The sequence below is a fragment of the Microbacterium sp. Leaf288 genome (assembly GCF_001422925.1).
Lineage (GTDB): Bacteria > Actinomycetota > Actinomycetes > Actinomycetales > Microbacteriaceae > Microbacterium.
In genome coordinates, this window is the sequence record NZ_LMNI01000001.1 from 592704 (window position 1) to 609264 (window position 16561).

Sequence of the window (16561 nt, forward strand, 5' to 3'; positions counted from 1 at the left end):
ACACGCCCGGCACGCGCGCTGCCGCTTCACCGTCGCCGGCTGCGACCGGTCTCCTCTCGCCGGTACGGCGCGGTGCGGCCTACCGCAGTGTGGCGGCGGGCTCCGGCCGGTGCACGCCGCGGGGCCGGTAGCCGAGCGCATCGGCGACGCCGGCGAGGTCGGCGAGGTACCAGAGGATCGCGAGCCACATCTCGGTGCCCTGCAGTCCCGGCTCGGTCTCGATGAGACCGCGCGCCGCGGGGCTCGGCTCGCGGAACGAGAACCCGGCGCCCGGCACCCACGTCGCCAGGGCGTCGGAGAGCAGGCGCGCGGCGAGCTCTCGCACCTCGTCGTCGCGGTAGCCGGTGCCGCGCGCGAGCCACAGCGGGTGCGCGACGTCGAGCACGTTGCACGCGTTGCGGGCGCCCGGTGCGAACCAGCGCGGGTCGCGGGCGTGGCGCAGCACCGTGTCGATCACGCGGTCGGGGTGGGGCAGCGGCACGCCGAACTGCGCGAACGTGCCGCGCGAGGCGCGGTAGAACCCATTCACGACGGGGAGAATCCCGCGGTCGGGTGTGGCCGAACCCCACATGCCGGTCTGCGGGTCGGTGTTGAGCAGCAGCCACCCGAACAGCGCCTCCTCCACACCCGCCGGAATCGGATGCCCCGCACGCTTCGTCCACAGAATCGCGGTGCCGAAGCCGTCGATGTGGTGTCCGGCGCCCCACGCGTCGGTGGCCCACGGCAGACTCTCGCAGAACTCGACGACCCGTTCGGGGGTCGCCGCGGTCACCCACGTGAGAGGAGCGGGAAATGCCGACCCCAGCAGATCGAGCGCGTAGCCCGTGCTCAGCACGTGATAGGCGACGTCGCCGTGGGAGAAGCCGAGGCCCGCCTGCTGACGCCCGTCCGCATCGAGGGGAGCGACCGCGCCGGTCGTTGCATCCTGCCAGCCCTGCAGGCGGCGGATCTGCGCGTCGACCGACGCCTGCGGCGGCGCCGTGCCGAGCAGCAGATCCGCGATCTCGATCGCGTCGGCCTGGGCGCGTACGGTCGGGGCGGCGCCGGGGCGGTCCGTGAAGAGTCCGAGGTCGTCGTTCCACGCGCGTTGAAGGACGACGGATGCCTCGTCCCTCGCGCGCGCCGCCAGTTCGGCGACGCGTTCGGCCAGGCCGGCGACGTCATCGCTCCCGGTCGAGGCGCCGGCTGCCGTGAAGACGTTGTTCGGCGCTGCGGTCTGGCCGCCGGGCGCGGGGGCCCGGGACGGCGTGTGAGCGGGGTCGGCATCGGGCGGGAGCCCTGCGTCCGGCGCGGGTTCGGACTCGGGCTCGGACTCGGGCACGGACCGGAGCTCGGGCGAGACGGCAGCCTCCGACGCGGCCGTGGCCAGGGCGGCGAGCACCGCCGGCGGCGTCTCCACGGGCTCGCGTGGTTCGGGGGAGTCGGGACGGTCCTCGGTGCCCCGGGCGGCAGCATCCGCCGCCGCATCGGGGTGGATGCCGGTGTCGTCGGGCTCGACGCGCCAGCGGATGAACCGCGCGGGGTTCCCGCCGACGACGGCGCCCGCCGGCACGTCCTTGGTGACGACCGCGCTGGCGGCGAGCACGGAGTGCGACCCGACGCTGACGCCGTCGAGGATCACGACGTGCGAGCCGATCCAGACGTCGTCGCCGATCTCGATGCCCTTCGAGGTCAAGGGCTGGCGGAAGACGGGCGTGCCCGACTCCATCGAGTGGTTGAAGCCGAGGATCGAGGTGTGCGCGCCGATGCGGACGCCGTCGCCCATCGTGACCCGGCCGCGGATCACCGTGTACGGGTTGATGCTGCAGTCGGCGCCGGCCCGGAGGTCGCCGGTGAGGTAGGCGCCTGCCGCGACGTACGTGCGGTCGCCGAGGCGCAGCGATTCGTTGTCGATCGAGGCGAGCTCGGAGAGGAAGCACTGCTCACCGAGCTCTTGGTCGGAGCGGCCCGCGACGACGGTCTGCTGGAGGAGCAGCTGCGCTTCGCGCTCGGACGGGGTCGCCTCGCTCCAGAAATCCCAGGGCGAGTACTCGTGAGCGGCGATCGCGGGAGACATGGAGGGGCTGACGGGAATCGAACCCGCGCTGTCTGCTTGGGAAGCAGAAGTTCTGCCATTGAACTACAGCCCCGGACGCCGGCATCCCGGCGCTCGCGCGCCTGTTACAGCGCCCGGCCAGCATAACAGCACGGTCCGGATAGGCTGGCTCCGTGCTGCTGAGTGACCGCGACATCCGGCTCGAGATCGACGCGGGGCGCCTCGCGCTCGACCCGTGGGACCCCGCGATGGTGCAGCCGTCGAGCGTCGACGTGCGGCTCGATCGGTACTTCCGGCTGTTCGACAACCACAAGTACCCGTTCATCGATCCCGCCGAGGACCAGCCCGAGCTGACGCGCCTCATCGAGGTCGACCCCGAAGAGCCGTTCATCCTCCACCCGGGCGAGTTCGCGCTCGGCTCGACGTTCGAGCAGATCACGCTTCCCGACGACATCGCGGCCCGCCTCGAGGGCAAGTCGTCGCTCGGTCGCCTCGGGCTGTTGACCCACTCGACCGCGGGCTTCATCGACCCCGGCTTCTCGGGCCACGTCACGCTCGAGCTCTCGAACGTCGCGACTCTGCCCATCAAGCTCTGGCCCGGCATGAAGATCGGCCAGGTCTGCTACTTCCGCCTCACCTCGCCCGCTGAGAGCCCGTACGGCTCGGGGCCGTACGGCAACAGGTATCAGGGGCAGCGCGGGCCCACGGCATCCCGTTCCTTCCAGAACTTCCACCGCAGCGACGTCGGCGCGACGGATGCCGGGAGCCGCGGCGCCTGAAAGCTTAGGGCGTGGGCTCGACGATGCCCGGCTCGCGCGCGTAGACGTGCACCTGCTCCCCGTCGAGCACGAACTGCAGCGCCGTGCCCTCGGCGAAGCGTTCGCGCAGCTCTGACGGCGCCTGCCTGCCGACCACCAGTGCCGCCTGTGCAGGGAAAGGGCCTGCGCCGCACGCGCCGCCGAGGTAGGAGGGGTTGTCGCCCACCCCGCTGAAGACGATCAGGCAGGGGACGGCCCCCTGAGTCCCGTCGCCCGTGACCTGCGGCTGCGACAGCACCGAGAGACCGTAGAACGACTCGAAGGCGAGGGAGTCCTCGGTCGGGCCGCCCCAGACCTCCTCCGGCCAGTCGGCGTCGGGGTCCACCCCGAGCACGCCGACCCGGCCCGCCTCCATGGTCTGCACGAGCACCGTCAGTCCGACTCCGACCAGCATCGCGACGACGACCGAGGCTGCCCACACGACGGGTGTGCGGCGCCACCACGGGCGGCCGGGCGCGTTCTCGACAGCGTCGGGATCGACGACGTCGCCACCGGCGTCGCTGCCGGGGTCGGCAGCTGGGCCCACGCGCCCGGAGGCTCCGGCCGACGCGCCAGCGGAGGCTGGAGGCGTGGGGACCGTTCCGCTCGCGAGGTCGTCCGCACCCAGCGCCTCCGCGGGGGAGCCGTGCTCGTCGCGATCCGGGGCGATCGGGTCCGCTGCGGCCGCGGCATCCGTCTCCTCCGATGCGGGCGGGGCGATGGCTTGCGGTTCCGCGACGTCCTCGTCGCCATCGAAGGCGGACCTGCGCGGGGTTCCGCCGTTGGTCGAGACACGTGCGCTCGCCGCGACGTTCGCCGCGCTCGCGGCCGCGGCCTGCTTCTCGAGCTCGCCCAGCCGGGCGAGTGCGGCGGGGTCATCGAGGATGTCGGCGTCGCGTGCGTACGCGCGCCTGCGCAGCTCGGCGAGCTCGTCGCGCGAGGAGTCGGTCGGCGTTGACATCGAGGCCATCCTTCCCCATCGCGCCCGGCGCGCTAGCTTCCGACGACGAGGGCGAGCGATGTGTCGCCGCAGGCGAGCACCGACGTGCCGCCGGAGAGCCTGACGGGGGTCGGCGACAGCGCCCGCACGGCGGCGGTGAGGTCGTCACCGCGGAGCATCGATCCCGGCTCGCGCCGCGCGTCGGTCGAGGTCACGACCCGGCCGGAGGCGTTGACGAGGGTCGCGGGCATCTCGCCCGCGCGCAGCACCGGAAGGAGCACGCGTTCGAGCCGATCGACCAGGGCGTCCGCTCCGACGACGCCGATCATCGAACCCTCGCGCACCACAGGCGTGGTGATGGTGACGGTGTAGTCATCGGTGCACACGTAGTCGACGTACGGGCCGGTGAGGTGCCGCGTGCCCGTCGCCTGCGGAACCCGCCACCACTCCAGTGCGGTGTAGTCGCGGAACTGCTCGTGGGTCGGGTCGTCGATCGTGGCCAGCCGCCGCACCCCGTGGGCCGAACCGGTGGTTCCGAGCCACCAGGCGAGGTGCCATTCGGCGTCGGTCAGAACGCCCGGCGCCGCCACGAATCCCGCGCCGGTGAGCAGCGTCTCTCCCGAGACGGCGGGCACGGCGAACGCCTCGACGAGGGGATCGATCGCCTTCGCCGTCAGCGCGTGGGCCGAGGCGAGCTGCTCCTCGAGCAGATCGCGCCACCCGTCGATCATGGCGAAGATGCCGTCGATGGTCGCGGCGACACGGATCGCCACGTCGGCCGGAGACCTGGTCGCGATGGTGGTCATGGGACGTCCTTCGGGTCGGATGCTGCGTCCTCGGTGCGCGCGTCGATGCGCGCTCGCTCGTCGATGAGCCATTCGAAGGCGCTGTTGATATGTGTGATCGTCTCCGCGCGGGCCTTGTCGGGTGCCACGTCGCGGATGGCGTCGATGACCCGCGTGCGGGCGATGGCGCTGCGGTCACGGTACTCCTGCTCCCGCAGGCACATCCAGAGGAGGGAGCCGGCCTCTCCCTGCAGGCGCATCTCCTCGTGCACGAGGCGGGGCGACTGACTGACGGCCGCGACCTCGAGCCGGAACCGGCTCACGGCTCGCCTCGCGCCGCCGGCCGTCGTGAGATCCGCGGCGTCGGCGATGCGCACGAGCGTCTCGATGTCGTCGTCGCTTGCGCGGCCTGCGGCGGTCTCGGCCGCCGTGCCGGCGATCGCCGAGGTGTGCAGGGCGAAGTCGCGCAGCTCGATGCGGCTGAGCTCGCGCAGGCGCCGCTCCAGCAGGCGGGTCGCGGCGTCGCGGTCGAAGGTGACGAAGCTGCCGCCGTCGCGGCCGCGCCGGGTCTTGACGAGCCCTTTGTCGCGCAGCACCTCCAGCGCCTCGCGCGCGGTGACGAGGGCCACTCCGAGGCTTCGCGAGAGGTCCGCTTCGCTGGGCAGGCGCTCGCCGTCGTGGAGGACGCCGGTCACGATCGCATCGGTGAGCCGCTTCTCGACGAGCTCGGCCCTGCCGGTGCCGTCCAGCGGGGCGAAGACGACGGCGCGGGCGGCGTCGACTCTTCCCGTCGCGTGCGGCATGGGACTCCCGGGTGGACGGCGGAAGAAGGTGTCCTCCGCAACTGTGACCCGACCGTAACACGGCACCCCCTCTTTTGACATATGGCTCCATATGATTAACTTCCATCGACATCGAGGGAGACGTCATGACCGAGCAGCAGCCTGCCATCCGGCTGACCGGACTCACGAAGGAGTTCGGTGCCGTCACGGCCGTCGACCACGTCGACCTCGAGATCGCCGCCGGCGAGTTCTTCTCGATGCTGGGACCCTCGGGATCGGGCAAGACCACCGTGCTGCGACTGATCGCCGGCTTCGAGCAGCCGACCGCCGGCACGATCCAGCTGTTCGGGCAGGACGTCACGAAGAAGGCGCCCTTCGACCGCGACGTGAACACCGTCTTCCAGGACTACGCGCTCTTCCCCCATATGACGGTGCTCGACAACGTCGCCTACGGCCTGCGCGTGCGGGGGATGGGGCGTGCGAAGCGCCGCGACCTCGCGATGACGGCGCTCGCCGCGGTGCGGCTCGACCAGATGGCGGCGCGCAAGCCGTCACAGCTTTCGGGGGGTCAGCGCCAGCGGGTGGCGCTCGCCCGCGCCACCGTCGTGCAGCCGAAGGTGCTCCTCCTCGACGAGCCGCTGGGCGCGCTCGACCTCAAGCTCCGCGAGCAGATGCAGGTCGAGCTCAAGCAGATCCAGCGCGACCTCGGCATCACCTTCATCTTCGTGACCCACGATCAGGAGGAGGCGCTGACGCTCTCCGACCGGATCGCGGTGTTCCATGACGGCCGGATCATCCAGCTCGGCACTCCGCAGGACCTCTACGAGCGACCGGCGTCACGGTTCGTCGCGGACTTCGTCGGCACCTCCAACCTGTTCGACCACGAGCGGTCCGCGGCCCTCATCGGGCGCGAGGGCGAGCACTCCATCCGCCCCGAGAAGCTCACGCTGGCTTCGTCAGCCGCCTCGGCGCCGGGAGAGCACTCGGCCGAGGGAACGGTGGTCGAGTCGATCTACGTGGGAAGCGGCATCCGTCGCGTCATCGATCTGGATGCCGGCATGCGGGTGACCGTGCTCGAACGCAACGACCGCACCCGCCTGGCCGACGACGATCGCGGCAACCGCGTGCACGTGACGTGGCACGACGAGGACGTCGTCTCGTTGATCCCGCCCGGCACCTGATCCCCACCCGACCTGGGCGCCCGCGCCCCGGAGCACACAACAGCACAGCCCGATATCAACAGCACCGAGAGGAAACACCATGTTGCGCACATCACGGGGGCGGCGCATCGCCGCAACCGCCCTGGCGGTCGGTTCGATCGCCGTCCTGGCCGGCTGCGGCACGTCCGGCGGCAGCAGCACACCGACGGAGGCCGTCGACGAGCTCGGCGACTACGAAGGCGAAGTCTCGATCATCGCGTGGGCCGGCTACGTCGAAGACGGCAGCAACGACCCCGACTACGACTGGGTGTCGGGGTTCGAGGAGAAGACCGGCTGCCAGGTCACGTCCAAGACGTTCAACACCTCGGACGAGGCCGTCACCCTGATGAAGACCGGCGACTACGACGTCGTCTCGGCCTCGGGCGACGCGTCGCTCCGCCTCATCGCGGCCGGTGACGTGCAGCCGGTGAACGTGGACCTCATCCCGAGCTACGAGGGCGTCTACGACTTCCTCAAGGACCAGCCGTGGAACACCGTCGACGGCGAGCACTACGGCGTGCCCCACGGGTACGGCGCCAACCTCCTGCTCTACAACACGGAGGTCGTGACCCCGGCACCCACCTCGTGGGACGTCGTCTTCGACAAGGCGGGCGACTACTCCGGCAAGATCACGGCGTACGACAACCCGATCTACATCGCCGACGCCGCCGTCTACCTGATGACCCACCAGCCCGACCTCGGCATCGAGAACCCCTATGCGCTCGACGAGACGCAGTTCCAGGCCGCCGTCGATCTGCTCAAGGAGCAGCGCCAGCACGTCGGAGAGTACTGGTCGGACTACCTGAAGGAGATCCAGGCGTTCGAGACCGGCGACTCCGTCGCGGGCACGACGTGGCAGGTCATCCAGAACGTCCTCGCCGGCGGGGGCGCGACCACGGACGTCGTGCTCCCCGATGAGGGCGCGACCGGATGGTCGGACACCTGGATGATCTCGTCGACGACCGAGCACCCGAACTGCTCGTACGCGTGGCTCGACTGGATCGCGAGCCCGGAGGTCAACGGCGTGGCGACCTCGTACTTCGGCGAGGCGCCGTCGAGCGACGCAGCCTGCGACTACCGCGAGGACTGCGAGGCCTACCACGCCGGCGACGCCGACTACGCGTCGCAGATCTGGTACTGGACGACCCCGATCGCCGAGTGCCTCGACGGTCGCACCGACGTCGAGTGCATGGACTACTCGGCGTGGACCGAGGCCTGGTCCGAGATCAAGGGCTGACCCACGCATCGCGCCGGGGGCGGACGGATGCCTCCGCCCCCGGCCTGAACGGATCCCGAACCCGGAGGCACTCGATGACCGACACCGCGACCGCTCCGCCGCCCGCCCGCACCGTGCCGGCGCCCCGGGCGACGCCCGCGCGACGCTCCTCGGCGTGGCTGAGCGCGCACCCGAGGTTCCGGCTCGCGTTCCTGCTGACCGCGCCGCTGTTCTGGCTGGTCGTCGTGTACATCGTGGCGCTCGCGCTGCTGCTGGTGACGGCGTTCTGGCAGGTGGACTCCTTCACCGGCGAGATCATCACCGACTGGACGCTCGACAACATCATCACGGTCGTCACCGGCTCGCTCTATCAGACGGTGACGCTGCGCACGGTGGGCATCGCGCTGCTGGTGACCGTGATCGACGTCGTGGTCGCCCTCCCCATCGCCTTCTACATGGCCAAGGTCGCGTCCCCGCGCGCGCAGCGGCTGCTCGTCATCGCGGTGCTCATGCCGCTGTGGGCCAGCTATCTCGTCAAGGCCTACGCCTGGCGGGCGGTGCTGTCGCAGGAGGGGATCCTCGAGTGGATCCTCGCTCCGTTCGGCCTGCACACTCCGGGGTACGGACTCACCGCGACGGTCATCACGCTGTCGTACCTGTGGCTGCCGTACGTGATCCTGCCCATCTACGCAGGACTGGAACGCGTGCCGGACTCGCTGCTCGAGGCATCCGCTGATCTCGGGGGCAAGTCCTGGCGCACGCTGGTCTCCGTCGTCCTGCCGCTGGCGTTCCCCGCGATCATCGCGGGCACGATCTTCGCCTTCTCGCTGTCGCTCGGCGACTACATCACCGTCAACATCGTGGGCGGCACCAACCAGATGCTCGGCAACCTCGTCTACACGAACGTCGGAGCGGCGAACAACCTGCCGCTGGCGGCGGCGATCGCGCTCATCCCGATCGTGATCATCTTCGGCTACCTCGCCCTGGTGCGCCGCACCGGCGCCCTGAACAACCTCTAGGAACCCGGCGATGCGACTCTCGCGACTCTCGCGCACTGTACTCGGCGTGGTCACCGTGCTGATCCTGCTGGTCGTCTACCTGCCGCTGTTCGTGGTGCTCGTCAACTCGTTCTCGACGTCGACCTCGCTCAGCTGGCCGCCGCCCGGCTTCACGCTGGAGTGGTGGGGCAAGGCCTTCCAGAGCACCGGGGCGATCGAGGCGGTGGGCACGAGCGTCGCGATCGCGCTGGTCGCGACGGCGATCTCGCTCGTGCTGGGCACCCTCATCTCGCTCGCGCTGCAGCGGTTCGAGTTCTTCGGCCGCGACGCGATCTCGCTGCTGATCATCCTGCCGATCGCGCTGCCCGGCATCATCACGGGCATCGCGCTGAACAACTTCTTCCGCACCATCATGGGGGTGCCGCTGTCGATCTGGACGGTGGTGATCGCCCACGCGACCTTCTGCATCGTGACCGTCTTCAACAACGTCATCGCGCGCCTCCGGCGTACCGGCACGAACCTCGAGGAGGCGTCGGCCGACCTCGGGGCCGGCATCTGGACGACGTTCCGCCTCGTGACCTTCCCGCAGCTGCGCTCGGCGCTGCTCGCCGGGGCTCTGCTCGCGTTCGCGCTGAGCTTCGACGAGATCATCGTGACGACGTTCACCGCCGGGTCCGGCGTGACGACGCTGCCGATCTACATCCTCAACAACATGTTCCGCCCGAACCAGGCGCCGGTCGTCTCGGTCATCGCCGTGGTGCTGGTGATCGTGTCGATCGTGCCCATCTACCTCGCGCAGCGGCTGTCGGGGTCGGAGCAGACCCGGCGCTGACCGGCGGGCAGAGAGATGTGCGGCGGGCGATCCCCAGATCGCCCGCCGCGAAGGCGGTCCCGCGTCCCCACGCGTGAGTCCACCCACGGCGACGGTCCGTGTCCCCACACAGGTTGCCGTGCCGATGCTTACTGCATTCTGCAGTATATGGTCGTTCCTGCGTGCGCGGGGTAATCTTCTTGTTCCGCGACGTGACCCGAGTGCCGACGGGGAAGGAGCTTTGTCGTGCCCGAACGCGAACCCTCGATCACGGGGTACCTCACGCTGGGTCTGCTGGCCGGGCGCGACTGGTCGGCGTACCAGCTCGCCGAGCAGCTCGGGCGCGGTGTCTCCGAGCTCTGGCCCTCGGCCGACCGCGGCCGGTACGCCGTGCTCAACCGCCTCCATTCCGCCGGGTTCGTCGAGACCCGGCAGGAGCACACCGGCAAGCGCGCCCGCACGATCTACTCGATCACGCCGGAAGGGCGGGAGGCGCTCGCCGCGTGGCTGCGCACCCCGGTGCGTCCGCCGACCGTCGAGTTCGAGGGCATGGTGCGGGTGCTGCTCTCCGACCAGGGCTCGCTCGACGACCTCCGCGCGACCCTCGCCCGCACCCGGGAGCAGGCCCTGGCGAACCGCGAGATGTTCGCGCGGTACGCCGCGTTCATCAGCGAGACCGGCGGCACGTTCCCCGAGCGCAAGCATCTGTTCGCGCTCGCCAACACGTTCATGATCGGCCACTACGAGCACGTCATCTCGTGGACCGAGTGGGCCGAGCAGCAGATCGCCGACTGGCCCGACACGGTCGCACCGGCCCGCACCCACGGCGGACAGGTGCACGACATGCTCGCGCCGGGCCGCGAGGCGCTCGCCGGCGACCAGGCCACCGACTGGTGACCCTCGCTCTTACGGCCGCTGGGCGGAGACGACCACGCGGTCGCCGTCGCGGACGAACTGCAGCGTGGTGCCTTCAGGGAACTCGTCGAGCAGCGCCGGAGGCGCCTGCGGGGTGACGACGATCGTCGTCGACGAGGGACCCGACCCGGTGGCGCACGACCCGGCCGACAGGCCGAAGTTGACCGAAGCCGAGTCGTACACCCACAGGCAGGTGCTGTTGGTGCCGTTGCCGAAGTCGCGGGCCGAGGCGATCGCGGTGAGGCCGAGGTACTCCTCGAACGTCACGCCGTCGGGCGGCCGCGGGCCCCACATCTGCTCCGGCCAGAGCCCGTCGGCGTCCTCACCGAGGACGACGACCTGCTCGCGTCCCGTCGGCAGCTGCACCGACGCCACCGCCGCACCGACGAGGACCGCGACCAGCAGCGATGCGCCCCACAGGAACGCGCGGTGTCGCTCCCACCACGGGACCGGCACCACGGAGACCGCGCTGGGCGGTTCCTTCTGCTCCGTGGCCGTCCGTGCGGCCTCGGTGACCCGGGATCCATCGGGCTCCGCCGTGGCGACGGCCCGCGCTTCGAGTTCGCGCAGCCGGCTCAGCGCCCGCGGATCGGCGTCGATATCGGCATCCGGTCCGTAAGCGCGCAGCCGCAGCGCCTTCAGCTCGTCGGCCGCATCAGCGGCCAGATCGTCGGACATCGCCGACATCTTCATCCACCACGGGTCCGGAAACCGAACGCACAGGTGTCCGATCGGTGAACATCCTGCGGCGCGACTCGCAAGCGCCCGCCGGCTCAGTGGGCGGTGCGCACCCCGACGAGATCGTGCACGAGCACGGCGGCCGCCCGAGCGCCCTGGCCCGCGGCGACGATGAGCTGCTGCGGACCCGGGGACGCAGCATCCCCCGCCGCATACAGCCCCGGCACCGACGTGCGTCCGGAGCGATCGGTCACCAGGTTGCCGAACCCGTCGCGCTCGAGGTCGATGCCGCCGACGAAGTCGAGCGCCGGGTGCCATTGCGGGCGCACGAACCCGCCGTCGATCTCGACGCGCGCGCCGTCGGCAAGGCGTACGGCCGTCACCGTGCCGCGGTCGCCCTCGAGGTCGTCGATCACCCGTCGCTCGACGACGATCCCGGATGCTGCGAGCTCGGCCTCTTCGACCGTGTCCACGGCGTCGGTGCCGTGTGTGAAGACCGTGAGCCGGTCGGTCCAGCGGGCGATGAGCCGGGCACGTGCGGCGAGGTCGCGGGTCTCGCCGATGAGGGCGAGCGGCCGGTCCTGGAGTTCCCACGCGTCGCATGCGGCGCAGCTGAAGATCGTCATGCCGTAGAAGGCGCGCAGGCTCGGGATCGCCGGGAGCGTCTCACGCAGCCCCGTCGCGACGAGCACCGAGCGCGCGGAGACGGCCGGCGGGATGCCGGCGCCCCTGCCCTGGAGCGCCGCGAGGAAGCGGAGTCCCTCGCCGCAATCGCGCTCCTGCAGCGCGGTCACCACGGTGCGGTCGAACACCTGCACGTTGGGGTAGGCGGCGAGCTCGGCACGTGCGAGCTTGCGCAGCTCGAGCGGCGGAACGCCGTCGCGGGTGAGGAAGCCGTGCGAGCGCAGGGTCGCGGCGTTGCGCGGGCGACCGGCGTCGATGAGGACGACGGATGCACGGGCGCGTCCGAGGTTGAGCGCCGCCGACAGTCCGGCGGGGCCCCCGCCGACGATGACGACGTCGACCTCGGTCGAGGGCGCGGGCGCGGGAGGAGTGGGATCAGTCATGGCCGTCTCCTTGGGGCGCAAGCGCCGCGATGACCGGGTGGTCCTTCGCGATGACGCCGGTCTTGGCCGCACCGCCGGGCGACCCGATGTCGTCGAAGAACTCGACGTTCGCTGTGTAGTAGTCCTGCCATTCCTCCGGCAGGTCGTCCTCGTAGTAGATCGCCTCGACCGGGCACACCGGCTCGCAGGCGCCGCAGTCCACGCACTCGTCGGGGTGGATGTACAGTGACCGCTCACCCTCGTAGATGCAGTCCACCGGGCACTCGTCGATGCAGGCGCGGTCCTTGACATCGACGCACGGCAGGGCGATCACGTAGGTCACGGGACGAGCGCTCCCCGCGAGATCGCGACCTGCTCGTCGCGGGGCACGACCTTGACGCGCTCGCGCGTGTGGAGGTGGTTCGCACCCAGCTCGCGCTCGTGCGCGTCGAGGGCGAGCCAGCCGTCCCATGTCGTGTAGGCGACCTCGCGCTCCTCCAGCAGGTCGAGCACGTCGCCGTCCACGGTCGGGGCCGACAGGCGCCCGCCCTCGACGTCCGAGACGAGGTGCGCGATGGTCTCCATCGCGTCGGACTTCGTGTGGCCGATGAGGCCGACGGGTCCGCGCTTGATCCAGCCCGTCGCGTAGAGCCCGGCGATCACGGGGGCATCCGCGTCGCCCGTCACCGCAGCATCCTTCACGCGTCCTTCGACGTTCGAGACGACGCCGGCCTTCTCGTCGAACGGCGCGTCGATGACCGGCGTGCCGTAGTAGCCGACGGCGCGGTAGACCTGCTGCACCGCGATCTCGCGGAACTCGCCGGTGCCGCGGACCGCGCTGCCCTCTCCCGTCGGCTCGGTGCGCTCGAAGCGGAGGCCCTCGACCTTGCCGTCGCCGAGCACCTCGACGGGCGAGTGGTAGAAGTGCAGGTGCAGGCGACGGCTCGCGCCGGTCGACTCGCGCGTGCGCCAGCTCTGGAGGATGCGGAGCATGACCTTGAGCTGGTTGTTCGACGGCACGAGGCCCTCGAGATAGGCGAAGTCCTCGTCGTGCACGACGATGTCGACGTTCGGCACCTCGCCGAGCTCGCGCAGCTCGATCGGCGTGAACTTGATGTCGGCGGGGCCGCGGCGGCCGAAGACGTGCACGTCGGTGACGGCCGAGGCCTCGAGCCCGGCGAGCACGTTGTCGGCGATCTCGGTGGAGCGCAGATCGACGGCGTGCTTCGCCAGCACGCGGGCGACGTCGAGCGCGACGTTGCCGTTGCCGATGACCGCGACCTCGCGCTGGTCGAGCGTCCACTCGGTCGGTACGTCGGGGTGGCCGTCGAACCACGCCACGAAGTCGGCGGCGCCGTACGAGCCTTCGAGGTCGATGCCGGGGATGTCGAGCGCGGCGTCGCGGATCGCGCCGGTGGCGAGGATCACGGCGTCATATCGCTCCTGCAGCTCGTCGATCGAGATGTCGCGGCCGACCTCGACGTTGCCGATGAAGCGCGTGGTGCCGGCATCCAGCATCTCGTGCAGCGAGTTGACGATGCCCTTGATGCGCGGGTGGTCGGGCGCGACGCCGTAGCGGATCAGTCCGTAGGGCGCGGGGAGCGACTCGAACAGGTCGATCGCGACGGTGCCGCCCGACTCGACGACCGAGTTGGTGAGGATGTTGCCCGCGTAGATGCCGGCGGGACCGGCGCCGACGATCGCGACGCGGAGGTTCTGGAGGCTCGAGGAAGTCACTGCGTGGGGGCCTTTCGGAGGCGCTCGGGTGCGAGCGGGTCGTACTGGGAGAGATCGAGGGTTGCGAGTTCCGCGGGCGCGTACGGGCTGAGCCGGACGACGTCGCCGACGACCACGACGGCGGGGGAACGGATGCCTCGTTCCGCGGCCTGGTGCGCGATGGTCGAGAGCGTGCCGACCGTGACCCGCTGGCGGGCTCCGTACCCGTCCTCCACGACGGCGACGGGGCAGTCCGCACCGCGCTCGCCGCGGGACAGCGTGATCGCGGAGTTCGCCAGGGTGCCGATCCCCATGAGCAGCACCACGGTGTGGTCGCGGCCGCCGCCGAGGGCGACGATCTGGTCGTGCGCGGTGGCGACGGTGAAGGCCGTCGCGACGCCGCGATGGGTGAGCGGGATGCCGGCGATCGCGGGCACCGAGATCGCGCTGGTGATGCCGGGCACCACCTCGACGGGCACGCCGGCCTCTTGGCAGGCGTAGAGCTCCTCGCCGCCGCGGCCGAAGACGTACGGATCGCCGCCCTTGAGGCGGACGACGGTCTTGCCCTCCTGCCCGAGGTGCACGAGCAGCGCGTTGATGGCGTCCTGCGGCACGGCGTGGTGACCGGGGCGCTTGCCCACGTCGACGACCTCGGCGCGCAGTTCCACCCCGTCGGCGGCGAGGCCGTCGAGCACGGCGCGCGCGCCGAGCCGATCGGCGACGATGACGTCCGCCGCCTCGAGGGCGCGGAGGCCCTTCACGGTGAGCAGCCCCGCGTCGCCGGGGCCGGCCCCGACGAGCCAGACCTTGCCGACCGCGGTCATCGCGAACCTCCCGAGATGAGCAGGCCGCGGCGCTTCAGCATCCGTCGCTCCAGCGGTCCGAAGAAGACGAGCTCGATGAGGATGCCGATCGCGAGGATCACGAGGATCGTGCCGAGCACCCCCGCGAGGTCGGCGAGATCGCGGTTGTTCTGCAGCATCGAGCCGAGGCCGAAGCCGATCGTGCCGCCCATCGCGATGATCTCGGCGGCCATGAGCGAGCGCCACGAGAACGCCCAGCCCTGCTTGAGGCCGGCGAGGTAGCCGGGGAGTGCGGCGGGAAGGATGACGGCGGTCGCGAGCTGCCAGCGGGACGCGCCCAGCACGGTGCCCACTCGGCGCAGCTGCGGCGGCACCTGGTCGATGCCCGCGATGAGGCCGTTGACGATCGAGGGGATCGCGCCCATGAGGATCACGAAGTAGACGGTGGCGTCCGACAGGCCGAACCAGATGATGGCGGCGGGCACCCACGCGACCGACGGCAGCACCTGCAGGCCGGAGATGATCGGGCCGACGGCGCGGCGGATGGGGCGCACCTCGGCGAGCAGCAGGCCGATGGGCGTGCCGACGACGATCGCGATGAGGAAGCCGATGATGCCGCGCTCGAGGCTCGTCGTGACGGCCTCCTGCAGGCGGCCGGAGTCCCACGCCTGGCCGAGGGCCGCGGCGACGTCCGCCGGGCCCGGGATGATGTCGGGGCGGGGCTGCGCGATGACGACGTACAGCTGCCAGACGACGACGAGCAGGATGACGAAGACGATCGGCGGCACGACGCTCGCGGCGAATCGACGCCAGCGGCTCGGGCCGCGCTCGGCGTCGGTCTGGAGCCGGTCGAGCCCAGCTTCCAGTGAACGGAGGTCGTCGGAATGAGCGGACTCGGCCCGATTGCTGTTGTGGGCGGAATCCGTCTTCGAAACGGTCACGGTGTCATGCGGCATTGCGGCGGATCTCCTTCCGCAGCTGCTCGGTGATCTCCACCGAGAGGGCGGCGACCTCGGGCGACTCGATGCGGCGTCCGGTGGTCTTCGTGATCTGCCACTGCTGCACGACGCGGCCAGGGCGGCTGCCCAGCAGCACGACGCGCTGGCCGAGGCGGGCCGCCTCGCGGACGTTGTGCGTGACGAACACGATGGTGCGGCCGGTCGCGCGCCACACGCGCTCGAGCTCCTCGTGGAGGAGGTCGCGCGTGATGGCGTCGAGCGCGGCGAACGGCTCGTCCATCAGCAGCACGGGGCGGTCCTGGGCGAGGGCGCGCGCGAGCGCGACGCGCTGGCGCATGCCGCCCGAGAGCTCGTGCGGGCGCTTCTCGGCGGCATCCGCCAGATTCACGGTGTCGAGCAGGGCGAGCGCCTTCTCGCGGCGCTCGCCGCGGGCCACACCGCGCAAGCGGAGTGCGAGCTCGACGTTCTTGCGGGCCGTGAGCCACGGCATGAGCGCCGACTCCTGGAACATCACGGCCGAGCCCTCGGCCGGCGTCTCGATGCGCCCGGCGCTCGGCTTGTCGAGACCCGCGATGAGGTTCAGGAGGGTGGACTTGCCGCATCCCGACGCGCCCAGCAGGCACACGAACTCGCCGGGGGCGATGTCGAGCGACACGTCCTCGAGCACGATGGGGCCGGTGCCGAAGCGCTTGGAGACGCCGTCGATGCGCACGGCGGGCGTGGGTGCGGGAGCCGCGACGGGCACCGGAGTGACGCTGTCGAAGCTCGGCGCCAGCGGCTTGGTCGGGCCCGCCGGTGCCGGCGTGCCGGAGGAGGCGGGCGCGCCCGCCCCCGGGACCGCGTGAGCGGACCCGGAGGCGGAGGCGGGAGCGGTGCTCATG

17 protein-coding genes and 1 tRNA gene are annotated in these 16561 nt (G+C 71.1%); 6 read left to right on the plus strand and 12 right to left on the minus strand.

Features of this window, described 5'->3' with window-relative positions:
- Positions 1-79: 79 nt before the first annotated feature.
- Positions 80-2056, minus strand: coding sequence for a DapH/DapD/GlmU-related protein (locus ASF40_RS02465; RefSeq protein ID WP_056365852.1), 1977 nt, complete (start codon positions 2054-2056; stop codon positions 80-82).
- Positions 2056-2129 (minus strand) — tRNA-Gly (locus ASF40_RS02470). The genes ASF40_RS02465 and ASF40_RS02470 overlap by 1 nt, the downstream gene beginning before the upstream one ends.
- Positions 2130-2208: 79 nt before the next feature.
- Between ASF40_RS02470 and dcd the strand changes: the two genes are divergently transcribed.
- Positions 2209-2814 carry a dCTP deaminase gene (dcd, locus tag ASF40_RS02475; RefSeq protein ID WP_045299427.1) on the plus strand — a complete coding sequence of 202 codons (606 nt, stop codon included), beginning with the start codon at positions 2209-2211 and terminating at the stop codon, positions 2812-2814.
- A 4-nt stretch (positions 2815-2818) separates the two neighbouring features.
- Here dcd and ASF40_RS02480 read toward each other — a convergent pair whose 3' ends face one another.
- The 3 genes from ASF40_RS02480 to ASF40_RS02490 are packed head-to-tail and all read right to left on the minus strand — an operon-like array spanning position 2819 to position 5360.
- Complete coding sequence (locus ASF40_RS02480) at positions 2819-3793, minus strand: hypothetical protein (RefSeq protein WP_056365855.1); 975 nt, start codon at positions 3791-3793, stop codon at positions 2819-2821.
- A 32-nt stretch (positions 3794-3825) separates the two neighbouring features.
- Positions 3826-4578, minus strand: coding sequence for a cache domain-containing protein (locus ASF40_RS02485; protein WP_056365858.1), 753 nt, complete (start codon positions 4576-4578; stop codon positions 3826-3828).
- Complete coding sequence (locus ASF40_RS02490; RefSeq protein ID WP_235560105.1) at positions 4575-5360, minus strand: FadR/GntR family transcriptional regulator; 786 nt, start codon at positions 5358-5360, stop codon at positions 4575-4577. The genes ASF40_RS02485 and ASF40_RS02490 overlap by 4 nt, the downstream gene beginning before the upstream one ends.
- 125 nt (positions 5361-5485) lie before the next feature.
- Between ASF40_RS02490 and ASF40_RS02495 the strand changes: the two genes are divergently transcribed.
- The 5 genes from ASF40_RS02495 to ASF40_RS02515 all read left to right on the plus strand — a co-directional run bounded on the left by ASF40_RS02495 (position 5486) and on the right by ASF40_RS02515 (position 10460).
- Positions 5486-6520, plus strand: coding sequence for an ABC transporter ATP-binding protein (locus ASF40_RS02495; protein WP_056365860.1), 1035 nt, complete (start codon positions 5486-5488; stop codon positions 6518-6520).
- A gap of 79 nt (positions 6521-6599) precedes the next feature.
- Entirely contained in the window at positions 6600-7775 is a 1176-nt protein-coding gene (locus ASF40_RS02500) for an ABC transporter substrate-binding protein (RefSeq protein ID WP_056365864.1), read from the plus strand.
- A 74-nt stretch (positions 7776-7849) separates the two neighbouring features.
- The gene (locus tag ASF40_RS02505; protein ID WP_082496803.1) at positions 7850-8773 is read left to right on the plus strand and encodes an ABC transporter permease; all 924 of its coding nucleotides are present in this window, start codon (positions 7850-7852) and stop codon (positions 8771-8773) included.
- Positions 8774-8783: 10 nt separating this feature from the next.
- A complete protein-coding gene (locus ASF40_RS02510) occupies positions 8784-9584 on the plus strand; it encodes an ABC transporter permease (RefSeq protein ID WP_056365867.1) in 801 nt (266 codons plus the stop codon).
- Between the two features lie 225 nt (positions 9585-9809).
- Positions 9810-10460: a PadR family transcriptional regulator gene (locus tag ASF40_RS02515; protein WP_056365871.1), complete on the plus strand. Its 651-nt coding sequence runs from the start codon at positions 9810-9812 to the stop codon at positions 10458-10460.
- A 9-nt stretch (positions 10461-10469) separates the two neighbouring features.
- On the opposite strand, the gene ASF40_RS02520 is transcribed toward ASF40_RS02515, so the two are convergent.
- From ASF40_RS02520 to ASF40_RS02550, 7 genes are all read right to left on the minus strand, one after another.
- Complete coding sequence (locus ASF40_RS02520) at positions 10470-11156, minus strand: hypothetical protein (RefSeq protein WP_157549355.1); 687 nt, start codon at positions 11154-11156, stop codon at positions 10470-10472.
- Between the two features lie 95 nt (positions 11157-11251).
- A complete protein-coding gene (locus ASF40_RS02525) occupies positions 11252-12223 on the minus strand; it encodes an NAD(P)/FAD-dependent oxidoreductase (protein ID WP_056365877.1) in 972 nt (323 codons plus the stop codon).
- Positions 12216-12545 carry a ferredoxin gene (fdxA, locus tag ASF40_RS02530; protein ID WP_056365880.1) on the minus strand — a complete coding sequence of 110 codons (330 nt, stop codon included), beginning with the start codon at positions 12543-12545 and terminating at the stop codon, positions 12216-12218. Before fdxA ends, ASF40_RS02525 begins: the two co-directional genes overlap by 8 nt.
- Positions 12542-13939, minus strand: coding sequence for an FAD-dependent oxidoreductase (locus ASF40_RS02535; protein WP_056365883.1), 1398 nt, complete (start codon positions 13937-13939; stop codon positions 12542-12544). Before ASF40_RS02535 ends, fdxA begins: the two co-directional genes overlap by 4 nt.
- On the minus strand, positions 13936-14742 hold the full coding sequence (cobA, locus tag ASF40_RS02540; RefSeq protein WP_056365886.1) for a uroporphyrinogen-III C-methyltransferase: 807 nt from the start codon (positions 14740-14742) through the stop codon (positions 13936-13938). The genes ASF40_RS02535 and cobA overlap by 4 nt, the downstream gene beginning before the upstream one ends.
- Positions 14739-15677, minus strand: coding sequence for an ABC transporter permease (locus tag ASF40_RS02545; RefSeq protein ID WP_082496804.1), 939 nt, complete (start codon positions 15675-15677; stop codon positions 14739-14741). The genes cobA and ASF40_RS02545 overlap by 4 nt, the downstream gene beginning before the upstream one ends.
- On the minus strand, positions 15667-16560 hold the full coding sequence (locus tag ASF40_RS02550) for an ABC transporter ATP-binding protein (RefSeq protein ID WP_082496805.1): 894 nt from the start codon (positions 16558-16560) through the stop codon (positions 15667-15669). Before ASF40_RS02550 ends, ASF40_RS02545 begins: the two co-directional genes overlap by 11 nt.
- Position 16561: the final 1 nt, after the last annotated feature.

What these genes read in the sequence shown, in the direction of transcription:
- ASF40_RS02545 (WP_082496804.1), bottom strand. Translation starts at nt 15,677, where the DNA reads ATGCCGCATGACACCGTGACCGTTTCGAAGACGGATTCCGCCCACAAC.
- ASF40_RS02520 (WP_157549355.1), bottom strand. Translation starts at nt 11,156, where the DNA reads ATGTCCGACGATCTGGCCGCTGATGCGGCCGACGAGCTGAAGGCGCTG.
- ASF40_RS02465 (WP_056365852.1), bottom strand. Translation starts at nt 2,056, where the DNA reads ATGTCTCCCGCGATCGCCGCTCACGAGTACTCGCCCTGGGATTTCTGG.
- ASF40_RS02485 (WP_056365858.1), bottom strand. Translation starts at nt 4,578, where the DNA reads ATGACCACCATCGCGACCAGGTCTCCGGCCGACGTGGCGATCCGTGTC.
- cobA (WP_056365886.1), bottom strand. Translation starts at nt 14,742, where the DNA reads ATGACCGCGGTCGGCAAGGTCTGGCTCGTCGGGGCCGGCCCCGGCGAC.
- ASF40_RS02505 (WP_082496803.1), top strand. Translation starts at nt 7,850, where the DNA reads ATGACCGACACCGCGACCGCTCCGCCGCCCGCCCGCACCGTGCCGGCG.
- ASF40_RS02510 (WP_056365867.1), top strand. Translation starts at nt 8,784, where the DNA reads ATGCGACTCTCGCGACTCTCGCGCACTGTACTCGGCGTGGTCACCGTG.
- ASF40_RS02495 (WP_056365860.1), top strand. Translation starts at nt 5,486, where the DNA reads ATGACCGAGCAGCAGCCTGCCATCCGGCTGACCGGACTCACGAAGGAG.
- ASF40_RS02525 (WP_056365877.1), bottom strand. Translation starts at nt 12,223, where the DNA reads ATGACTGATCCCACTCCTCCCGCGCCCGCGCCCTCGACCGAGGTCGAC.
- ASF40_RS02500 (WP_056365864.1), top strand. Translation starts at nt 6,600, where the DNA reads ATGTTGCGCACATCACGGGGGCGGCGCATCGCCGCAACCGCCCTGGCG.
- ASF40_RS02490 (WP_235560105.1), bottom strand. Translation starts at nt 5,360, where the DNA reads ATGCCGCACGCGACGGGAAGAGTCGACGCCGCCCGCGCCGTCGTCTTC.
- ASF40_RS02550 (WP_082496805.1), bottom strand. Translation starts at nt 16,560, where the DNA reads ATGAGCACCGCTCCCGCCTCCGCCTCCGGGTCCGCTCACGCGGTCCCG.
- ASF40_RS02480 (WP_056365855.1), bottom strand. Translation starts at nt 3,793, where the DNA reads ATGTCAACGCCGACCGACTCCTCGCGCGACGAGCTCGCCGAGCTGCGC.